At 71.0% G+C, this 19316-nt stretch carries 17 protein-coding genes; 8 read left to right on the top strand and 9 right to left on the bottom strand.

The window, feature by feature from the left end:
* Window positions 1-192 precede the first annotated feature (192 nt).
* Window positions 193-1455, top strand: a complete 1263-nt coding sequence (locus ACWD4A_RS04560; RefSeq protein ID WP_451189461.1) for a hypothetical protein — start codon at window positions 193-195, stop codon at window positions 1453-1455.
* 316 nt (window positions 1456-1771) lie between these two features.
* On the opposite strand, the gene ACWD4A_RS04555 is transcribed toward ACWD4A_RS04560, so the two are convergent.
* The 3 genes from ACWD4A_RS04555 to ACWD4A_RS04545 are packed head-to-tail and all read right to left on the bottom strand — an operon-like array spanning window position 1772 to window position 4905.
* Window positions 1772-2329 carry a hypothetical protein gene (locus ACWD4A_RS04555; protein WP_451189458.1) on the bottom strand — a complete coding sequence of 186 codons (558 nt, stop codon included), beginning with the start codon at window positions 2327-2329 and terminating at the stop codon, window positions 1772-1774.
* A 45-nt stretch (window positions 2330-2374) separates the two neighbouring features.
* A complete protein-coding gene (locus ACWD4A_RS04550) occupies window positions 2375-3508 on the bottom strand; it encodes a catalase family protein (protein WP_451189456.1) in 1134 nt (377 codons plus the stop codon).
* An 11-nt stretch (window positions 3509-3519) separates the two neighbouring features.
* Window positions 3520-4905 carry a Dyp-type peroxidase gene (locus tag ACWD4A_RS04545; protein WP_451189455.1) on the bottom strand — a complete coding sequence of 462 codons (1386 nt, stop codon included), beginning with the start codon at window positions 4903-4905 and terminating at the stop codon, window positions 3520-3522.
* A gap of 393 nt (window positions 4906-5298) precedes the next feature.
* Here ACWD4A_RS04545 and ACWD4A_RS04540 point away from each other — a divergent pair, with 393 nt between their 5' ends.
* Window positions 5299-6369 carry a serine hydrolase domain-containing protein gene (locus ACWD4A_RS04540; protein WP_451189632.1) on the top strand — a complete coding sequence of 357 codons (1071 nt, stop codon included), beginning with the start codon at window positions 5299-5301 and terminating at the stop codon, window positions 6367-6369.
* A 91-nt stretch (window positions 6370-6460) separates the two neighbouring features.
* Here ACWD4A_RS04540 and ACWD4A_RS04535 read toward each other — a convergent pair whose 3' ends face one another.
* From ACWD4A_RS04535 to cseB, 4 genes are all read right to left on the bottom strand, one after another.
* Complete coding sequence (locus ACWD4A_RS04535; protein WP_451189453.1) at window positions 6461-9025, bottom strand: ABC transporter permease; 2565 nt, start codon at window positions 9023-9025, stop codon at window positions 6461-6463.
* Between the two features lie 81 nt (window positions 9026-9106).
* A complete protein-coding gene (locus tag ACWD4A_RS04530) occupies window positions 9107-9919 on the bottom strand; it encodes an ABC transporter ATP-binding protein (RefSeq protein WP_451189450.1) in 813 nt (270 codons plus the stop codon).
* 149 nt (window positions 9920-10068) lie between these two features.
* Window positions 10069-11340 carry a sensor histidine kinase gene (locus ACWD4A_RS04525; RefSeq protein WP_451189631.1) on the bottom strand — a complete coding sequence of 424 codons (1272 nt, stop codon included), beginning with the start codon at window positions 11338-11340 and terminating at the stop codon, window positions 10069-10071.
* Entirely contained in the window at window positions 11337-12077 is a 741-nt protein-coding gene (gene cseB / locus ACWD4A_RS04520; protein ID WP_451189447.1) for a two-component system response regulator CseB, read from the bottom strand. Before cseB ends, ACWD4A_RS04525 begins: the two co-directional genes overlap by 4 nt.
* A 475-nt stretch (window positions 12078-12552) precedes the next feature.
* Between cseB and ACWD4A_RS04515 the strand changes: the two genes are divergently transcribed.
* Together ACWD4A_RS04515 and ACWD4A_RS04510 are read left to right on the top strand one after the other, a co-directional pair.
* Window positions 12553-13941, top strand: a complete 1389-nt coding sequence (locus ACWD4A_RS04515) for a xylan 1,4-beta-xylosidase (protein WP_451189443.1) — start codon at window positions 12553-12555, stop codon at window positions 13939-13941.
* Between the two features lie 64 nt (window positions 13942-14005).
* Window positions 14006-14554, top strand: coding sequence for a hypothetical protein (locus ACWD4A_RS04510; protein ID WP_451189442.1), 549 nt, complete (start codon window positions 14006-14008; stop codon window positions 14552-14554).
* On the opposite strand, the gene ACWD4A_RS04505 is transcribed toward ACWD4A_RS04510, so the two are convergent.
* Entirely contained in the window at window positions 14524-15018 is a 495-nt protein-coding gene (locus ACWD4A_RS04505; protein ID WP_451189440.1) for a DUF6228 family protein, read from the bottom strand. The genes ACWD4A_RS04510 and ACWD4A_RS04505 overlap by 31 nt on opposite strands.
* 138 nt (window positions 15019-15156) lie before the next feature.
* Entirely contained in the window at window positions 15157-15594 is a 438-nt protein-coding gene (locus ACWD4A_RS04500; protein WP_451189439.1) for a VOC family protein, read from the bottom strand.
* A gap of 417 nt (window positions 15595-16011) precedes the next feature.
* On the opposite strand from ACWD4A_RS04500, the gene asnB reads away from it, so the two are divergent.
* The 4 genes from asnB to ACWD4A_RS04480 all read left to right on the top strand — a co-directional run bounded on the left by asnB (window position 16012) and on the right by ACWD4A_RS04480 (window position 19297).
* Window positions 16012-17856: an asparagine synthase (glutamine-hydrolyzing) gene (gene asnB / locus ACWD4A_RS04495; RefSeq protein ID WP_451189437.1), complete on the top strand. Its 1845-nt coding sequence runs from the start codon at window positions 16012-16014 to the stop codon at window positions 17854-17856.
* A gap of 30 nt (window positions 17857-17886) precedes the next feature.
* On the top strand, window positions 17887-18315 hold the full coding sequence (locus tag ACWD4A_RS04490; RefSeq protein ID WP_451189435.1) for a MarR family winged helix-turn-helix transcriptional regulator: 429 nt from the start codon (window positions 17887-17889) through the stop codon (window positions 18313-18315).
* Window positions 18316-18458: 143 nt separating this feature from the next.
* Window positions 18459-18845 carry an SAM-dependent methyltransferase gene (locus ACWD4A_RS04485; protein WP_451189433.1) on the top strand — a complete coding sequence of 129 codons (387 nt, stop codon included), beginning with the start codon at window positions 18459-18461 and terminating at the stop codon, window positions 18843-18845.
* 5 nt (window positions 18846-18850) lie between these two features.
* Window positions 18851-19297, top strand: coding sequence for a methyltransferase domain-containing protein (locus ACWD4A_RS04480; protein ID WP_451189431.1), 447 nt, complete (start codon window positions 18851-18853; stop codon window positions 19295-19297).
* Window positions 19298-19316: the final 19 nt, after the last annotated feature.

Raw genomic sequence — 19316 nt, 5'->3', positions numbered from 1 at the left:
GTCCCTTCCGTCGGTGGCCCGTTGGCGGGCGCACCGAAGGTATGGAACCGGGCAACTCCCGTTCATGCCAACCGAGAACACGACAGTTCTTGATCCTATTTGGCCAGTTGTGGTCTATATCTGCCGCCCCCGGCGGCGCTAGTTTCACTCACACTCACCTCACAGGCCACACACAAGCAGGGGGAAACGACGATGCGCCGCACAGGAACCCGCCTGGGCAGAGGGCTCGGAGCGCTCATAGCCACCGCGACGGCGGCCGTGGGCCTGGCCGCCACCCCGGCCGCCGCCACCCCGGCCGCGCTCGCCGCCGGGCAGATGGTCCAGCCCGGCCAGACGTGTACCGCAGCCGATCTCGGGACCCGCCACCCGATCATCAAGAGCACCGAAGTCGCCCCCACCATCACGCACTTCAAGGGCTGGTATGTCACCGACGGCTCGACCGGTTCGCAGAGCGTGGACACCAGTGTCCAGGACACCATCTCGGTGTCCGTCGGCGTCAACGGCAACATCCAGGGCAACTTCCAGGTCGAGGCCCTCGGCATGGTCGGCGGCATGCTCGGCCTGAACGTGCAGGTCAACTACACCCACACCTCGACCACGAACAAGTCGATCTCGTGGGACTTCCGCAAGCCCGGCTACTACGGCCTGTACGAGGGCACGAAGAAGGTCACGGGTACGTACGGGAGCCTCAACTGCAACCGGTCGGATGCGGGCGGACTGAAGTGGGTTGAGGGCCCCGACACCGGGTCCTACACCACGTACACCACCCTCGAAGAGGGCGCGGTGCGCTGCGAGGACAAGGTCCCTGCCAACAGCATCATGCGCAAGGCGCAGGGCCTGTTGGACTGCGGCTCCCCCGCCGCCACCGCGAAGCACCCGGCAGGTCCCGTCCCCTCGGCCAAGGCCGACCAGGCCAAGCACGACGCCGACAACGCCGCAGCGGCCGCCAAGGCCGCCCAGAGCATGAAGGCCACCCAGGCCGCCAAGCCCGCCCTGCGCGCCGCCCTGGACTGCCAGCCCGGCGCCTACAAGATCGACGTCCCCGGCAAGCCCCTGAACTGGAGCGCACCGCTCCTGGCCAACGACGGCATCCGCCTGCGCGAATCCAACTGGACCAGCGCCCACCTGGACAACTGGCGCCTGTGCAACGTGACGGAGCACAACGGCGTCATCGAGGCGTCCCTGTGGAACTGGGGCAACGGCGGATGCGCGACCATCCCGGCGAACATCGCCAACCAGGAGCAGGGCTACCTGACGACGGCCACCTGCGGGGAGGACGACCTCCAGCGGTTCTACATCTACCGCGACGTACCCGGCAGCACGAAGATCGGTCTTCAGAACAAGTACACCGGCTCCATGATGGGCCACGACCGGTACGCGGACGGGGAACTCATCCGCCAGTACTCCAGCGGCCGGCAGGACGGAACGGGTACATACACCCTGACCGGAGTCTGACAGCCCCCACCTCGTGAGCGCGGCCCCGCACGTGAACCCCCGGCCTCCCGGTTCCGTGCGGGGCCCTCCGCGTCTCTACCCCGAGCCCGGTCTCGGGGACCGGTGTCCGCGGCCGAACGTCCCCTGCTGCATGCGGCCGAACCCCTGCCAAGGTGGTTCGCGCTTCAACCCGACTACAGAAGCGAGGTCAACGCATGTGTCTACGATGCATGTTGACGGTAGCCAACGAGTTCTCGTCTCGGTTCGTCACCGACCCATCAGACAGGCCCTAAGGATCGCCGGAGCCGTACCCTCCGAGGAACGCGGGGCGGGGCGGTCAGTCCTGGGCGGCGTCCAGCAGGTTGTCGAACGCGGCGGCCACCGCGAGGCTCTTGGCGATGTCCTTGGGGCTGGCCTCCGGGTTCGGGCCGCCGTACCAGACGTTGGCCTGCACCTGGTACTTCGCGATGTAGGGGATCGCGTCGTCGGAGGCCAGGCCCGGGTAGCCGACCGCGACGTCGGTGAACATGTAGTCGATCCAGGGGGTGGCGAAGCGGATGACGTCGACGACGTAGGGCTTGAACTCGTCGCTGTACGTCGCGCAGAACAGGATCTGCCGGCCGTCGTCGACGAGCGCGACACGCAGGTCGTGGACCGTCCCGAGACGGCTCTCCCAGTAGGGCGCCTCGATGCAGGCCTTCTCGGCGCGCTCCAGGAAGACGGCGGGCCCGGTGGGCTGGACGACCGGTGCGAGCAGGGTGAACTCGGACCGGTTCACCGCGCGCAGGCCCACACCGTCGGTCTGTGTGCGGGGGCTCTGGAAGTGCTTGGCGATCTCCTCGACCGGTACATCCGGGGAGATCGGCCGGTAGGTCGACGGGTCGAAGTCGTACATCCGGGTTCCCTTTCGACAGGTTTCGACAGGAGACGTCAGGAGACGTCAGGGCCGGTCGGGAAGCACGTCGGCCGCCGCGGCCGGTTCGGCCCGGTGCTGGCCGTTCAGCTCGTGACGCAGCACGGACGAGCGCCGGTACACCTCCTTGCGGACGGCCTGGATCGGGCCGATCGGCACGTGCTCCGGCGGGCAGCGCCACGGCGTGAACGAGAGCGCGTCGGCGGCGGCGAGGTTGTCCTCGCCGCCGATGTCCTGACGGGGGAAGCGAAGCCTGGCGACCGTCACGAACGGGGACTCGTGTTCCTCCCATTCGACGGTGAGGTCGTCGACGGGCATGGTCTCCAGGGACGCGCACAGCTGCACCTGGAAGTCGAACTCGCAGTCCGACCGGGCGAGTTCGCCGATCAGGGCGGGCCGGAAGACCTCGTCCCGGCTCGTCGGGTCGAGGTCACGGGCCTGTACGCCGGCCGCCGACCTGTCCGTCGGGCGGATGCGCAGTTTGGCGATGTGGTCGCCATGGCGCACCGCGCCCATGGAGAAGAACGAGCTGAGGAGGAGGTTCTGCCAGCGGGCCCGCGCGCCCAGCCGCAGCAGCGCGCCGAGCTCGTCCCAGGCCCACTCCTCCGGCGGCAGCGTGCCGTACCCGGTCACCCAGTCGTAGTACATCCGGTGATTGCCCCGGCGGCCGTCGAGCCGGTACTTCGGCAGGTCGACGAAGAGCTTCGACAGGAAGGTGTAGTGGGCCGCGGTATTGCAGAAGAAAATGGGCCCGTTGATCATGTTGAAGTCCATGGTGCGGCTCACGGACTCGTCCGGCAGGGTGGTGATGGAGTCCACCCCGAAAACCTTGGTGGCCATGCCCACGACGTTGCCGAGCAACCGGTCGGCGCCCAGGTGGGACAGCCCGTTGGAGTAGCGGACCAGCGCGTCGTGCGTCCCGGGCCTGCCGTAGACGCCCTGGGCGTACTCGGGCGGGACGCCGTCGAGGATCTCGAACGTGCCGCGCACCAGTCCGTACGCCTTCGCATGGGCGAAGCGGACCGCGCGGTTCTCGCCCTCGCCCTCCACCGAGCCCTTCTCGAAGCCCTCGACGACGTCGATGACCTGTCGCAGATGACGGTCGAAGTCCGGTTCCGGTGGCACGGCATCGGGTGAGTACCGCACAGGGGTGAAGTTCATCTCGGATGGCGTCACCTGTCGTCCTCCGGTCTCGATGAGGGTCGTGTGGCGGACGGGTCCCCGTCCGGGTCGGGCAGCGTGGTGAGCCACTTGAGCGCGGGGAGGCCGGGCAGGAAGAAGTACTCGCCACCGCGCATGGTCACGAACCGGGGCAGCCCGTTGAGCCGGCGGCGGACCGGCTTGGCCGGGATGGTGTGCACGCCGGTGCCGTCGTTGTTGCCGACCAGCGGGTCCCGCTCGGTACCGAGACCGGCGAAGTCACCGCCGTTGAGCCACACCTGCTGCACGAACTCGAACTGCCGGGACAGGCTGGCGCCCATGAAGACGAAGATGATCCCGCGCTCCGCGCCGTCGTCCTCGAGCACGCCGTCGGGCAGCAGCGGGCCGTACGCGGCACCGCGTCGCAGCACACGGTGGATACCGGTCGCGACCACGGTGTCCGTGAGGCCGTCCCTCGGGTTGGCGCGCCGGATGTGGGCGCCACGCGGCACACGCAGGCCCCGTGGGTCGTCGTGGTAGCGGAAGTCGTTGTTGCGCATCGGGTCGGCACCCAGCTCCGGATCGTCGTGGTCCGGCGCCAGCGCGAGCGGCGCACCGCTGCGCCAGCGACCGACGACCTTGGCCGCGAGCAGTTCCTCGTCCTCGGGCGAGCGGGCGTTGTCGCGCAGGTACCGGCGGAACCCGGCGACGTCGGAGTGCAACTGCCGGAAGGCCAGATAGCAGCCGTTGCGGCCGAGCACGTCCGGGACCGGCCCCTTCGGCGGCGTCCCGGACTCGTCCGGGTAGCCGAAGACGAACTCGCCGGGCTGGACGGCGTCCTGACCGGGCAGCGGCCGATCGGCGCTGCCGACCAGGTACGGGCTGGAGATGCCGTCCCGGAACCCGAAGTGCTCGCGCCCGGTGACCGGGACACCGACGTCGAGCCGGTAGACAAGACTCACCCCGGCCAGCCGCCCGGCCGCGTCCACCGGCTCGCGCAGCCCCTCGACGGTCCCCGCGATGATCATCACGCCGATGTGCACGTCGGGTCTGCCCAGCGGGGGGACCCAGCTGCCGGGGTCATTGGCACCGAGGTCGCCGAGCACCTCCTTGCGGGCGGCCATGCCGACCCGGAACTCCTCGGAGAAGGAGGCGAGCGAGTCCTGCGGCACACCCAGCCGGGCCAGCCCCCGGTAGCTGAAGGCGATGTTGAGAGTGAACGGGCGGGGCCGCTCCCAGTCCACCGCACTGGTGACCTCCGGCAGGACCTCGCGCAGCGACCGCTTCGTCGCGGCCGCGTCCTCGATCCGGTACAGCAGGTAGACACCGTGATAGTCGTCCGGGCGACGGCGCAGCACGGTGCCCTGGATGTCGTCCAGCTCCAGGGCCGGCGCCGCACCCTGGCCGGGCCCGCTCACCCCTGCGGGTCGAACTGCCGGGTGGTCACAAACACCGGGGCCTCCTCCATATTTTCGCAAATACGGACATAGCATGCATTGCGGGTGTCGGTATCGGCGGGAATCCGCCCTCCGTGTCGCGATGGCGGTTCAGCCAGGGATGTTCATCCCTGCCCCTTCGTACCTGCCCCGGGGGTTGGCCCTACCCGGAGCCGGGCGGGTAGCAGGATCGTCCCGGGCGGCCGCATCCGGACAAGCTGGGCCTGGCACATACCGCTGGTTCCCCGACCATTCCGTAGGAGTTGGCTCGTGCGTGAGCAGACATGGCAGAGGTTCCGCTCTTCCGGACGGAGGGGAGGCCGGCACAGAGCCGTGCCGGCCGCGGCCGCCGCGGCCGCCGCGGCCGTGGGCATCATGGCGATGGGTGCCCTGGCGCCGTCCGCGCCGTCCGCTGCCACCAGGCCCGACACCGTCCAGCAGGGCCTGGACTCACTGGTGCGTACCGACGGCCTGCCCGCCGCGCTGGCGAGCGTCAAGGACCGTGAGGGCCGCACCCGTTCCTACACCGCGGGGGTCGGTGACCTGGCCACCGGCTCGAAGGTGCCGGTCGACGGGCAGGTGCGGATCGGCAGCAACACCAAGGCGTTCACCGCGGTGGTCGTGCTGCAACTGGTCGGTGAAGGGAGAATCGGCCTCGATGCCAAGGTCGACACCTATCTGCCGGGCCTCGTACGCGGGGAGGGGATCGACGGACGCCGCATCACCGTCCGTCAGCTCCTGCAGCACACCAGCGGACTCCCCGACTACGTCAAGTACCTCGGCGACGACGTCCGGCACTACGACCCTCGCGAACTCCTCGACCTCGCCCTCCAGCACAAGGCCGACTTCGACCCCGGGAAGAAATGGGAGTACAGCAACACGAACTACGTGCTGGCCGGCCTGATCATCGAGAAGGTCACCGGCCGCCCCCTCACCGAGGAGATGGACCGGCGCATCATCGAACCCATCGGGCTGCGCCACACCTACTTCCCCGCCCCCGGCGACGTGACCATCCGGGAACCCCACCCCAAGGGCTACGACAGGGAATCAGCAGGCGCGCCCCTGCGCGACGTCACGGAACTTGATCCCTCCTGGGGGTGGGCGGCAGGCCAGATGATCTCCACCGACTCCGACCTCAACCGGTTCTTCACCGCGCTCCTGGCCGGCCGCCTCCTCCCGGCGGCCCAGCTCGCCCAGATGCGCACCACCGTCCCCGCCGGCGCCCCCTTCGCCTCCGGCGCCCGCTACGGACTGGGGCTCGTGAGCACGCCGCTGTCGTGCGGCGGCGTCTACTGGGGCCACGGCGGCAGCACCACGGGATACGAGACCCGGGGCGGCGTCACCGGCAAGGGCCGCGCCGTCGACATCGCGGTGACCACCCAGCCGGCCGACGGGGCGGTCATGAAGCGTGTGGAGAGTCTCGTGGACACGGCTCTGTGCCGCTGAACCACGCCTGCGGCACGTGGACTTGAGACTGCGTCGGGGCGCTGTCGGCCATCCGTGACCGACAGCGCCCCGACGGGCCGGAGGCCGTGCGTCACGCCTCCGCGACGGCCTCCAGCGGGCTCAGGGCGGCGGCCCGGCGGGCCGGGACGGCGGCCGCGACCGCGCCGATCGCGAGGGACACCAGGCACACGAGGAGCAGCGTCCCCCAGGGCAGCACCAGGGAGTACTGCGCCATCGCGCCGTTGGCCAGCGCTCCGACCGCCCAGGCACTGAAGAGCCCGCCCGCCAGGCCCAGCAGGGTGCCGAACGCGGCGACGGCCACCGACTCCAGACGGATCATTCGCCGGATACCGGCGCGGTCCATGCCGATGGCGCGCAGCACACCGATCTCACGGGTGCGTTCGGCGACCGACATGGCCAGGGTGTTCACGATGCCGAGCGAGGCGATCACGACGCCGATGGCGAGGAACCCGTACATCAGGGTCAGCAGGTTGCCCATGGTGCCGGCGGCCTCACGGACGAGCTCCTGCCGGTCCTGCACCTTCAGCAGCGGGTTGTTGCCCACGGCGGCGCGCAGCCGGTCCTCGGTGGTCCTGGAGATCGCGCCGCTGTCCGTGCGGACGAGCATCCGCTGGACGGAGTGGGGCATGAAGCTGTTCCGCTGCACCTCGGTACGGGCGCCCAGCGCGTCGTGGGCGACGGGGTTGTCCTTGTAGACGGCCACGACGGTGTACTTCCCGAAGTCCGGGTTCCGGCCGATGCGGGCGTTGATCCTGCCACCCGCGCTCACTCCGTGTTCCCGGGCGAGGGCGCTGGAGACCGCGATCCGGCCCGGTCCGAGATCCTTGACGGAGCCGCTGACGAAGTCGAGCTTCATGACGGTGCCCACGGTGTCGGGGTCGACGCCGGAGATGTCCCGGACACCGCCGCCGATGAACAGGGCGGAGTCCGTGACGGCGGTCGCGGTCCGTACCCCGGGAGTGCCGGCCACCCGCTGTACGGCGGCCGGGTCGATACCGGTCATGGTGCTGCGGGTGCTGATCACGTAGTCGGCGCCGAGCCCGGCCGCGGCCTGGCGGTCGAGGGCCTGCCCGGTGGATTCGCCGATGACGGCGAGCCCGGCGACCAGCGCCGTGCTGATCATCAGGGCGGAGGCGGTGGCCGCGGTACGCCGCGGGTCGCGCAGCGCGTTCTGCTGTGCGAGGTGGCCGGTGATCCCGAAGCGGCCGGTCAGCCGTCCGGTCAGCCGGATCACGGGGGCGGCGAGCAGCGGCGCCAGCACGATCATGGCGGCGATGAGGACGGCGCAGCCGAGCAGCGCGCTCTGCAGATTCTCCTCCGAGGCGTCCTTCGCCCCTGTGAGCGAGATCAGCAGGCCGCCGCCGAGGACGAGGAGGGCCAGCCCCGCCACGCCGCGGACGCGGGACCGGGCGGCGGAGGGCGGCTGTCCGGCCGAGCGCATCGCCTCGACGGGCGCGACCTTCGCCGCCCCGCGGGACGGCAGCCACGCGGCGAGCACGGTGACTCCCACGCCCACACCGAGTGCCGCCACGACGGGGAGCGGGCCGATCACCAGGGGGCCCTGGGGCAACGTGTCCGTGCCGGTGCTCAGCACGTCGGGCAGTACGGAGGCGATGCCGAGGCCGAGCGGGAAACCGGCCGCCGACGCGGCGAGACCGACCAGGAAGGCCTCCAGGAGGACGGAGCGGACCACTTGGCGACGCGAGGCGCCGATCGCCCGCAGCAGCGCGATCTCACGGGTGCGCCGGGTGACGAGCATGGTGAAGGTGTTGACGATGAGGAACGAGCCGATGAACAGCGAGACCCCGGCGAAGAGCAGCGGCAGCTTCTCGTAGCCCCGGATCAGGGTGCCGACGAGGATGCCCTGCTGGGTGGCCTGGGCGCTGCCGGTGGTGGCCTCGGCCCAGTCGGCCGGGAGCACGGCGGTGACCCGGTCGGAGAGCGCGAACTGGCTGGTGCCGGGTGCGGCGGACAGATCGATCCCGGTGTAGTGGCCCGGGGTGGCGAACAGCCGCTGCGCGGTCGCCTTGTCGAACAGGGCGAGGGTGCCGCCGGCGGTCACCCGGGTGTCCTTGGTGGTGACGATGCCGACGAGCCGCTTGGTCATGACCGGGCCGTCGGTGGCCAACGTGACCGTGTCGCCGATGCGGAAGCGGCCGGCGGCGGCGGTGCCGCTGTCCACGGCGAGTTCCTCGCCGTTCCCGGGAGCGCGGCCCTTGACCAGCGGATAGCGGCTGTCCTTGCCGTCCTCGCCCGGTACGTAGGCGGCGGCCAGGTTCGCCCATGCCTTGCCGGCCCGCAGCGGGCTGCCGTCGGCGGCGTTCAAGGTGGCCGAGCCGTCGACGGACGGCCGTACGGCGGCGACACCGGGCACGTCGGCCAGCTTCCGCGCGAGCGCGTCGTCGAGCACGCCGGTCCGCCGGTCCGCGGCGGTCCCCGGCGGCGGGTCCTTGGGGGTCACGCTGACCGCGATGCCCGCGAAGTTCTTCGACGCGGCGGCACGGTGGGCCGCGGCGGAGGAGTCCGCGAAGACGAGGGTGCCGCAGACGAACGCGACACCCAGACAGACCGCGAGGGCGGTCATGACCAGACGGGCCTTGTGCGCCAGGACGTTGCGCAGAGCTGTTCGTAGCATGGGGGACTTTCGGGAGTCTGGAGGTGCGGGAGGGATGGGTGCGCGCGGCGGATGGCCGGTCGGCGCGGGTGTGCGGGCGGGTCAGCTGGTGCGTGGGCGGGCGTCGGAAGCGGGCGTCCGGGGGTCCCTCCCGGAAAGGCGTACCATCCGGTCCAGAACCCGGTCCGGGGTGGGATGTGCCATCTCGTCGACCAGGCGGCCGTCGGAGAGGAAGACCACGCGGTCGGCGTAGCCGGCGGCGACGGGGTCATGGGTGACCATGACCACGGTCTGGCCCAGCTCGCGTACCGAGTCGCGCAGGAAGCCGAGGACCTCGGCCCCGGCGCGGGAGTCGAGGTTGCCGGTGGGCTCGTCGCCGAAGACGATCGCGGGGCGGGAGACCAGGGCACGGGCCACCGCGACGCGCTGCTGCTGCCCACCGGACAGTTGCGCGGGCCGATGGTCGAGGCGCTGGGAGAGGCCGACCATGGAGACCACCCGGTCCAGCCACTGCCGGTCGGGCCGGCGTCCGGCGATGGTCAGCGGCAGCGTGATGTTCTCCAGCGCGGTCAGCGTCGGCAGCAGGTTGAACGCCTGGAAGATGAAGCCGATCCGGTCGCGGCGCAGCCGGGTGAGCCGCCGGTCGTCGAGCGTGCCCAGTTCGGTGGTGCCGATGCGCACGGAGCCGGAGCCGGCGGAGTCGAGCCCGGCGGCACAGTGCATCAGGGTGGACTTGCCGCAGCCCGAGGGGCCCATGATCGCGGTGAACTCGCCCTCCCGGAAGGCGATGCTGACACGGTCCAGGGCGACGACACGGGTGTCGCCGCTGCCGTAGACCTTCGACAGGCCGGTGGTCGCGGCCGCGATCCCGGTCGTCGGGTGCAGCGCGTGCGTGGCAAGGGGATCGGCGGTCACAGGGACTCCTCTTCGGGTGCGCAAGGGTGCACTCCGAAGGGTGTCCGGGGAATGTATCGGGACCTGGGCCGCCGTGTATCGGCGTCCGCGCCGCTTCGTAGCAGTTCTGTACGGGGTGGCGGTTCTGTACGGGCTGAACGGGCCGACGGTCAGTCCGGCAGGCGCAGGGTGGCGACGGCGCCGCCGTCCGGGGCGTTGTCCAGGCGCAGTTCGGCGCCGAGGAGCCGGGCCTGGCCCAGGGCGATGGTCAGGCCCAGGCCATGGCCCGTGCCGCGCTCCTTCGCGCCCGTGTGGAAGCGGCACGGGCCGTCGCGCAGCAGGTCCGGAGGGAAGCCGGGGCCGTGGTCGCGTACCACGACCGTGCGGCCCTCGACGGTGACCCGCACCGGGGCCTCTCCGTGCCGGTGGGCGTTGACGACGAGGTTGCCGACGATCCGTTCGAGGCGGCGCGGATCGGTCTCCACGGTCGTGGCGACCCTTGCGCGCCGCGCTTCGGCGACGGTGACCTCGGTGTCGAGGCCGGTGCGCGCCACGGCCTCGGACACGACCGCGCCGAGCGGGACACGGGCGTGGACCGGCTGTTCGGCGCCCGCGTCCAGCCGGGAGATCTCCAGCAAGTCCTCGACCAGGCCGCGCAGATCGCGCACCCGGGCCCGGAGCAGATCCTCCGTCTCACCGGGCGGCAGCAGGTCGGCGGTGGCCAGCAGACCGCCGACGGGGGTGCGCAGCTCGTGGGCCACGTCCGCGGTGAACTGGCGCTCGGTGCGCAGCCGTCGGCCGAGGCTGTCGGCCATGAGGTCGACGGTGGCGGCGATGTCGGCCACCTCGTCGCGGCCCTTGGTGGGTCCCGTCCGGGCGTCCAGGTCCCCGGCGGAGATCCGGCCCGCGGTCTCGGAGACCTGCCGCAGCCGACGGCCGAGCAGTCCGGCCCCGTAGGCCGCCAGGGGCACGGCCGCCGCGAGCGCGACCAGCGAGGACATGGCCATGCTCGCATCGAGCCGTTGCAGCCCGTAGAGCTCCGCACTCATGTTGACCTGGACGGCCAGCACCCGGCTGCCCGGACCGCCGACCCGCTGGGCGGCCCAGACACTCGGCCCCACATTGCCGTCGACACGCCCGTCGTAGGCCGTGTGCCGGTCGCCGTCGGCCGGGTGCCGCAGTACGGCGGGCAGCGCGGCCGGATCGAGCTCGGCGCCGTCCGTCAGCGTTCCGGTGCGCCGGTAGACGTCCATGGCCGAGTACACGCCGTTGAACGCCTGCGCTTCGGCCCGGTCGCGGATGTCCTGCGCGGTCCACATGTGCACCAGCACACCCACCGCCCCCGCGACCAGACAAGCCGTGGCGGCGGCCAGCACGGCGATCTTCCAGCGCAGCGAGGCGCGGGCCGGCCACAGCCGGTGGAGGAGACGCACCGGTCTCAGCGCCTGAGCTTGTAGCCGAAGCCGCGGACCGTCTCGATCCGGTCCCGGCCCAGCTTCCTGCGCAGCCGTTGCACACACAGGTCCACGACCCGGCTGTCGCCGTCCCAGCCGTACTCCCAGACGTTGCGCAGCAGGGTGTGCCGCTCCAGCACGATGCCCGGGTGGGCCGCGAACTCCAGCAGCAGCTTCAGCTCGGTCGGGGTCAGCGCCACCGGGCTTCCGGAGACGAACACCTCCATGCCGCCGGTGTCGATGGTCAGGCCCCCGAGGGCCAGCACCTCCCCTTCGGACGGTGACGGCCCCCCGCCGGCGGTCTGCTCGGGTCCTGGGGCGGGCGGGTAGGTCGCCCGTCGCAGGAGCGAGCGGATGCGTGCCACGAGCACGTAGGTGTCCACGGGTTTGACCACGTAGTCGTCCGCGCCTGCCTCCAGACCGGCGACGACGTCGAGCCCGTCGCCGCGGGCGGACATCATCAGGACGGGCACCAAGCTGGTCTCCCGGACTTTGCGGCACAGGCCGATCCCGTCCAGACCGGGCAGCATCACGTCCAGGACCAGCAGGTCGAAGCTTTCGTCGCGGAAGAGCTCCAGCCCCGTCAGCCCGTCGGCCGCGGCCTTCACCCGGTAGCCGTAGCGTTCGAGGGCGACGGTGAAGGACCGGCGCATCAGGTCGTCGTCCTCCACCAGCAGCACACGGACAGGGCGCGGTGAGGCCGGAGCCGGGGCGGGCGAGGACACGGGCGGACGACTCCTGTTCGGGTGGTTCGGGTGGGACGGCGGTCCCGGCCGCACTCACGACTCACGCGCGGTCAGGCGACCCGAAAGGAACGATACGGCAGACACCGATCGCGACAACCACGTCGCACAGCGGACACGCGGCCCACTCCCCGCGGCCCTCTCCATAGCCCCCTCCATCCGCGAATCACCAGGTCGGATCGGGTGGCACCGCCCCGGACAGTCGCCGGCCCATGGCACCCCGACGCCCTGCGGGCCCCCCTTCGCCGTGGCTCGGCGCACTGATCCGATGCACAACCAAGCGCTCCCTGATACGCGCCGGATACAAAGGCCGACCAGGGCCGCGCGGCACTCCAGGGTCACGGCACCTGACCGGACACCGGACAGCACTCAAGTCACCGGACCCGTACGGGGGTTCTCCGGTATTCGGGCGCGCGTGTGGATGAAATCCGGATGACGGCGCATATTCTTGGATGTCGTGGGACGACATGACGCGGCACGGTCGACGGTGCCCGGCACGGGGCGATGGCGGCTCGCCACCCTGCTCGGCGCGTGCGGAGCGGTGGCCCTGACCGCCCTGCCGCTGGCGATGGCCTCCGGCCGGCCGGGCGGTGGCGCGTCGCCGAAGGGGGTCCGCCGCCAGGAGGGTGCCCGGCCGGGCTGGGGCTTCACCCACACCCGGTACAGCGCGGACCACGGCGCGCCGGAGGCCACGCGCAGGGCCGTCGGTCTGCTCTCCGCGCGGTCCCTTCCCCAGAACCAGCACATCATGGGCTGGGGTGCGGAGAACCCCGAGCCGGCCCCCGGGCGGTACGACTTCCAGGCCCTCGACGAGCGCGTCGCCCTGATGCGGGCCACCGGCGCCACCCCCGTCCTCACCCTGTGCGGAGCCCCCGACTGGATGAAGGGCGGGCGGAAGGGGCGCACCGACTGGTCCCGGCTGGAGGCCGCTCCCGACCGCCGGCACTACAAGGACTTCGCCCGCCTCGCGGGCAGGATCGCCCGCCGCTACCCGGACATCCGGCACTTCCTCGTGTGGAACGAGCTGAAGGGGTTCTACGACGAGGACCGGCGCCGCTGGAACTACGAGGGGTACACCGAGCTGTACAACCTCGTGTACGCGGAGCTGAAGCGGCAGAACCCCGACAGCCTGGTCGGGGGTCCCTACGTCGTCGCCGATCACGATCCGCCCGGCGACGGGGAGGAAACGCCCGAACTCAGCGGTGAATGGGGAGACTTCGATCAGCGTTCGGCCGACGTCGTCCGGTACTGGAACGAGCACAAGGCGGGCGCGGACTTCATCGTGGTGGACGGGGCCAGCTACACCCGTGAGGGCCACCGGACGATCCCCGACGAGTTCGCCGCCACCGAGAAGTTCGCCGACGTCACCCGCTGGCTGGGGCACGTCACCGGGCTTCCGGTGTGGTGGGCCGAGTGGTACGTCGAGCCGCCCGCCGAGGACGACCGGCCGGGCGGCCGGGACGGCTGGAGCGAGCAGCACCGCACCGCCGTCCACGCCGTCGCGATGATGCGGCTGGCGGAGAGCGGCGCGTCGGCCGCCTTCTACTGGAACCCGCAGCGGACCGGGGACGACTGCCCGGGTTGTCTGTGGCGGAGCACTCAGCTGCACGACGGGGGACACGAGCTGCCCATGGCACGGCTGTTGGGCCGGTTCGCCCATGAGTTCCCCCCGGGCAGCGCCTTCCGGCCGGTCGCCGCCACCGCGGGGGCCGGCGCCAGGATCCAGGTCCTCGCCGACGACGCGGCCGTGCTCGTCGTCAACACCGAGCGCCGGCCGGTAGCGGCGCGGGTGGACGGGCAGGCGCTGTCCCTCGCCCCGTACGAGGTGCGCTGGCTGGCCCGCTGAGCCGGGTTTCCGCCCGCTTCCCCGGGCGCAGTATCGAGAAGTCGGTACAGCGGAGGGGGAGAGCATGACCGTGATCGTCGGGCTCGTGCACAAGGAGCGGGTGCACCTGGGCGGGGACTCTGCCGGTGTCGCCGGTCTGAGACTCACCGTCCGCCGGGATACGAAGATCTTCCGTAACGGTCCCTACGCCATGGGCTTCACCACCAGCTTCCGTATGGGGCAGTTGCTGCACCATGCGTTCAAGGCTCCCAGGCCCAAGGGCGACTTGGACCGGTTCATGACCACCGTCTTCGTCGACAAGGTGCGCAAGTGCCTCAAGGACGGCGGCTGGGCGCGCAAGGACTCCGAGCAGGAGAAGGCCGGGACGTTCCTCGTAGGCGTCTCCGGCCGCCTGTTCGCCGTCTACGAGGACTACCAGATAGCCGAGCCCGCCGACGGATACGCGGCCGTGGGGTGCGGGGGCGAATTCGCGCTCGGCGCTCTGCACGCCACCGCGGACCTGGGCCTCAAACCACGTGACCGTCTGGCCCTGGCCCTCGCGGCAGCCGGCCACCACAGCGCCGGAGTCTCCGAGCCGTTCAGCTACGTCACCGAGCGAAAGCGCCCCGCGTAGAAGGCGTGCGCCGTCCCCGCGGCGGCCTGGGTCGTGAGGAAGGTGTGGATCTCGGTGGTGAGGTTTCGCATCTCCTCCCCGGCCGCGTGCACGGTGGTGGTCTCGAAGTGCCATTCCTCGGACGGGGGCCGGTCGTGGACACCCCACGTCAGGTGGACGTAGCCGCCGGGGCGGTGCTCCGCGGAGAGAGTCAGATCGCGCTCCAGGGAGCGCCAGGTACGCGTTCCTTCCCAGCCACGGAAATCCTCGGCCAGCGAGGAGAGGAAACTGTCGAGGCCGTCGCCGTCCCAGGTCCGCACGGACGTCTCGACGCTCACCCGTTGCCCGCGCGCCTTCACGAGGAAGTCGAGCGTCGGGTCGTCCCCGAACGGCCGTGCCGGTTCGGAGAACAGCAGGTGGACGGGGCGCGGTCCAGGGTCTCCCACCCGGAGCGTGGGACTGCCGGAGTCGTCGTAGTCGATCACATGAACAGGTTACGAGACCGTGCGCGGATGGTGGTGAGACCTCCTGCCGGAAGCTCTGGCCGGCGAGCCCAGCCGCACCGCACCGCCCCGCGCAGCGGCCGGATGCGAGTGCGTCCGGCCCCCGCTTAACGCCGGACGTCAGCCGATCTGCTCCGCCAGCTCGACGATGATCCCCTCCGGGCCGCGGACGTAGCAGAGCCGGTAACTGTCCTTGTAGCGTTCCAACTCGCCGACGAGTTCCGTGCCGCGGGCCCGCAGGCCGGCGACGACGGCGTCGATGTCCTCGACGACGAATGCGACATGGCGGATGCCTGGTGTGTTCGCTGCCGCGTTCCGGTTGCCGCCTTGGCCTGCCGGCGTGTGGTACTTCGTCAGCTCGAGTCGTCCGTGGCCGTCCGGGGTCTGCACGAACGCGAACTCCGTCCTGACGCCTTCGAGCCCCACGACGCGGTCCACCCAGTGGCCCTCGACCGACCCCCCGCCCCGCAGTTCGAGTCCGAGTCCGACGAAGAACGCCGTCGCGGCCGCGAGATCGTCGACGACAATGCCCACGTGGTCCATCCGTTGGATCGCCATGTGCTCGATGGTAGGTCCCGACCGGCCTCCAGCGGAGGTGTTCTACCGCGCGGGCCTTGGCATGGGGGGTGTGAGCGAGCGGTGGCCCGGCCGTCACCACTGACGGCCCCGGCGGGGCCTCGGGTAAAACCTCTCCCACGTCCACGCATGGTGCGGATCGGTCACGGCCCGCCGAAGCGGACCGATGCATACCGCAAAGCCGCAGTTCAGGGTCGGCTTCGCCCACGCCCGTCCGGGGCGCGGCGGCGTGTCGCGCGGCTACAGGCGTGTTTCGGCGAGGTTGACGGAGCCGTACCCGAGGCGGACTATTTATATAGGTGCTCGATACAACAGACATGCGGGGGTCGCCGTGCCGCCGCGCCTCATCGCGCCCGCTCACGGTGTTCGGCGTCCCGCGTCGGAGCAGGAGGGCATGGCATGTGTGGCATCACCGGCTGGATTTCCTTCGACCGTGATCTGCGCTCCGAGCAGGAGACCGTGGACGCGATGACCGAGACGATGTCCTGCCGCGGGCCCGACGACCGCGGCACATGGGTGAAGGGGCCCGCGGCGCTCGGTCACCGCCGCCTCGCGATTATCGACCTGGCCGGGGGCCGCCAGCCGATGACCGCCCGCAGGGCGGACGGCGGCGAGGTCGTCCTCGTCTACTCCGGCGAGGCGTACAACTTCACCGAGCTGCGAGCCGAGTTGACCTCCAGAGGCCACCGCTTCACCACCGACTCCGACACCGAGGTCGTCCTGCGCGGATACCTCGAATGGGGCGAGTCGGTCGCCGAACACCTCAACGGGATGGCCGCGTTCGCGATCTGGGACGACCGGGCCCAACGGCTCGTCATGGTCCGTGACCGCATGGGCATCAAGCCGTTCTACTACTACCCCACCTCCGACGGCGTGCTGTTCGGCTCCGAGCCGAAGGCGATCCTCGCCAACCCGCTCGCCGACCGGAAGGTCGGCCTCTCGGGCCTCCGCGAGCTGTTCTCGTTCATCAAGACACCCGGCCACGCCGTCTGGGAAGGCATGCACGAGGTCGAGCCCGGCACCGTGGTCACCGTCGACCGCAACGGCCTGCGCACCCACGTCTACTGGGCGTTGCGGACCCGCCCGCACCCGCACGACAAGGACACCTCGATCGCGCACGTCCGTACCCTGCTCGACGACATCGTCCGCCGTCAGCTCGTCGCCGACGTGCCGCGCTGCACCCTGCTGTCCGGCGGCCTCGACTCCTCGGCCATGACCGCGCTGGCGGCCCGTCAGCTGGGCGAAGTGGGCGAGACCGTACGCAGCTTCGCCGTCGACTTCGTCGGCCGGACCGAGAACTTCGTGGCGGACGACCTGCGCGCCACCCCCGACACGCCGTACGTGCACGACGTGGCCCGCCTCGCCGGCACCGTCCACCAGGACATCGTGCTGGACTCCACCGCCCTGGCCGACCCCGAGGTGCGCGCCGAGGTGATCCGGGCCCGGGACATCCCGGTGGGCTTCGGGGACATGGACTCCTCCCTCTACCTCCTGTTCAAGGAGATCCGCAGGCACTCCACGGTCGCCCTCTCCGGCGAGTCCGCCGACGAGGTCTTCGGCGGCTACAAGCAGTTCTTCGACGAGGAGGCCCGCCAGGCGGACACCTTCCCCTGGCTCATCCGCCACGCGCGGGACTTCGGCAACGACAACGACATCCTGACCACCCACGTCGCCGACGCCCTCGACCTCGACTCCTACGTCCAGGACGGCTACGACGCCGCGGTCAAGGACGTCGAACGCCTCGACGGGGAGAGCGACTTCGAGTACCGCATGCGCAAGATCTGCTACCTCCACCTCACACGCTTCGTGCGGATCCTGCTCGACCGCAAGGACCGCGCGAGCATGGCGGTCGGGCTGGAGGTGCGGGTGCCCTTCTGCGACCACCGGCTCGTCGAGTACGTCTACAACACGCCCTGGTCGCTGAAGTCCTTCGACGGACGCGAGAAGAGCCTGCTGCGGGAGGCGACCGCGGACGTCCTGCCGCGGTCCGTCTACGACCGGGTCAAGAGCCCCTACCCGTCGACCCAGGACCCGGAGTACGCCGTCGCCCTCCAGCGCCAGGCCAAGGACCTGCTGTCACGGCCCTCGCACACCGTCTTCGACATCATCGACCGCGACTGGCTGCGGCAGGCGGCGGACCACGACTCGCCACAGATCACCCAGGCATCCCGGCACGGCCTCGAAAGGACGCTGGACCTGGCCCTGTGGTTGGACATCTACTCACCCACTATCATGCTCCCCTGACCTGGACCGCACGGTGCGATGGGCTGACCCATGACGATCGGTGACGACGAGGCACTGCAACTGGTGATCTCCCTGCACCGGCTCACCCGCAGCCTGCGCAGGGCCTCGACCACCGGCAGCATCCAGCCGACGCACATCGCCGTCCTGGCCCTGCTGGCCCAGAAGGGCCCGTCCCGGATCGGCGAGATCGCCGCCTGGGTGCCCTGCTCCCAGCCGACCGCCACCTCGGCCGTCCTCGGGATGGAGGCCTCGGGCCTCATCCGCCGCGAGCCCGACCCGACGGACGGTCGCGCCATCCGGGTCACACTCACCGAACGCGGCGTCGCCGCACTGGCCGGCCTCGCGCGCGGCGAGGCCGAGGTGCTCGCCAGGCGCCTCGCCTCGCTGCGCCCCGACGAGATCCGACGGCTCGTCGAAGTGGGGCCGCTGCTGCGGCGGCTCGCGGAAGCCACCGACTGAGCTCGGCTGCCGATACGGATGTGCCGGCGGACGAGGGGCCTGCCGACCGTCGCTGACCAGGCTGGTTCCGGGCCGTGATGGGTACTGGCCCGGGTGTGCGGTCGCCGTGCGGCGGCGCGCTCTTCAGCACGGAGGTGGCACAGATGACGCAGTGTTCCGGGGCGACGCAGCACCCGATCCCGCCCGCGGTCCAGGAGGCGTACGGCCCGGCCGATCTCGGGTCGATGCCCTTGTTCGGCGGGGGGTTCATCAATTTCGGCTACTGGCAGGGCATCGACCTCGACCGGCCGCTGACCGAACACGACCGGATCAGCAGCCAGCGGGCCATGTACCGCCAGGTGCTCGATGGTTTGGCGCCCGTCGAGGGGCTACGGGCCGTGGAGGTCGGGTGCGGGCTGGGGGCCGGCGCCGCGGTGGCGCTCGAGGAGTACGGCTTCGCGCATGTCACCGGCATGGACATCCATCCACAGCAGCTCGAGCGGGCCAGCAGGCCAACTCCGGCCTGCTGGCCCGCCGCCCCGGACAGCTGAGCTTCGTGCGCGGCGCGGCCGAGTCCATGCCGTTCGGTGACGGCGAGTTCGACCGTCTGTACAGCGTCGAAGCCGCCCAGCACTTCCGCGACCTCGGTGCGTTCGCCCGGGAGACCGCACGTGTGCTGCGGCCCGGCGGCCGCGCCGTTGTCGCCAGCTTCTTCGTACCCGACGCCGACCGGGCCCGGACCGGGCGGCCGGCCGAACTGCTCGACACCTTCGCCACCGGCCTGGACGTCGCGCACACCATCCCCTCGCTGACCGGCAGTCTCGAGCGGGCCGGCCTGACCGAGGTCCGTGTCACCTCGATCGGGGCGTCGGTGTGGCCCGGCTGGGACCGCTGGCTGGCGGGCATGTGGGAGCCCGGCACCTGGCCCCGCAACTTCCTGCGGGCCTTCCACGAGGGCACCCTCGACTACTTCACGGTCACCGCGGAACGCCCCACGGCATGACACGCCGCACCTGGGCGGT

Source organism: Streptomyces sp. NPDC002537 (genome assembly GCF_053594975.1).
This window is presented reverse-complemented; position numbering and strand designations above follow the sequence as displayed.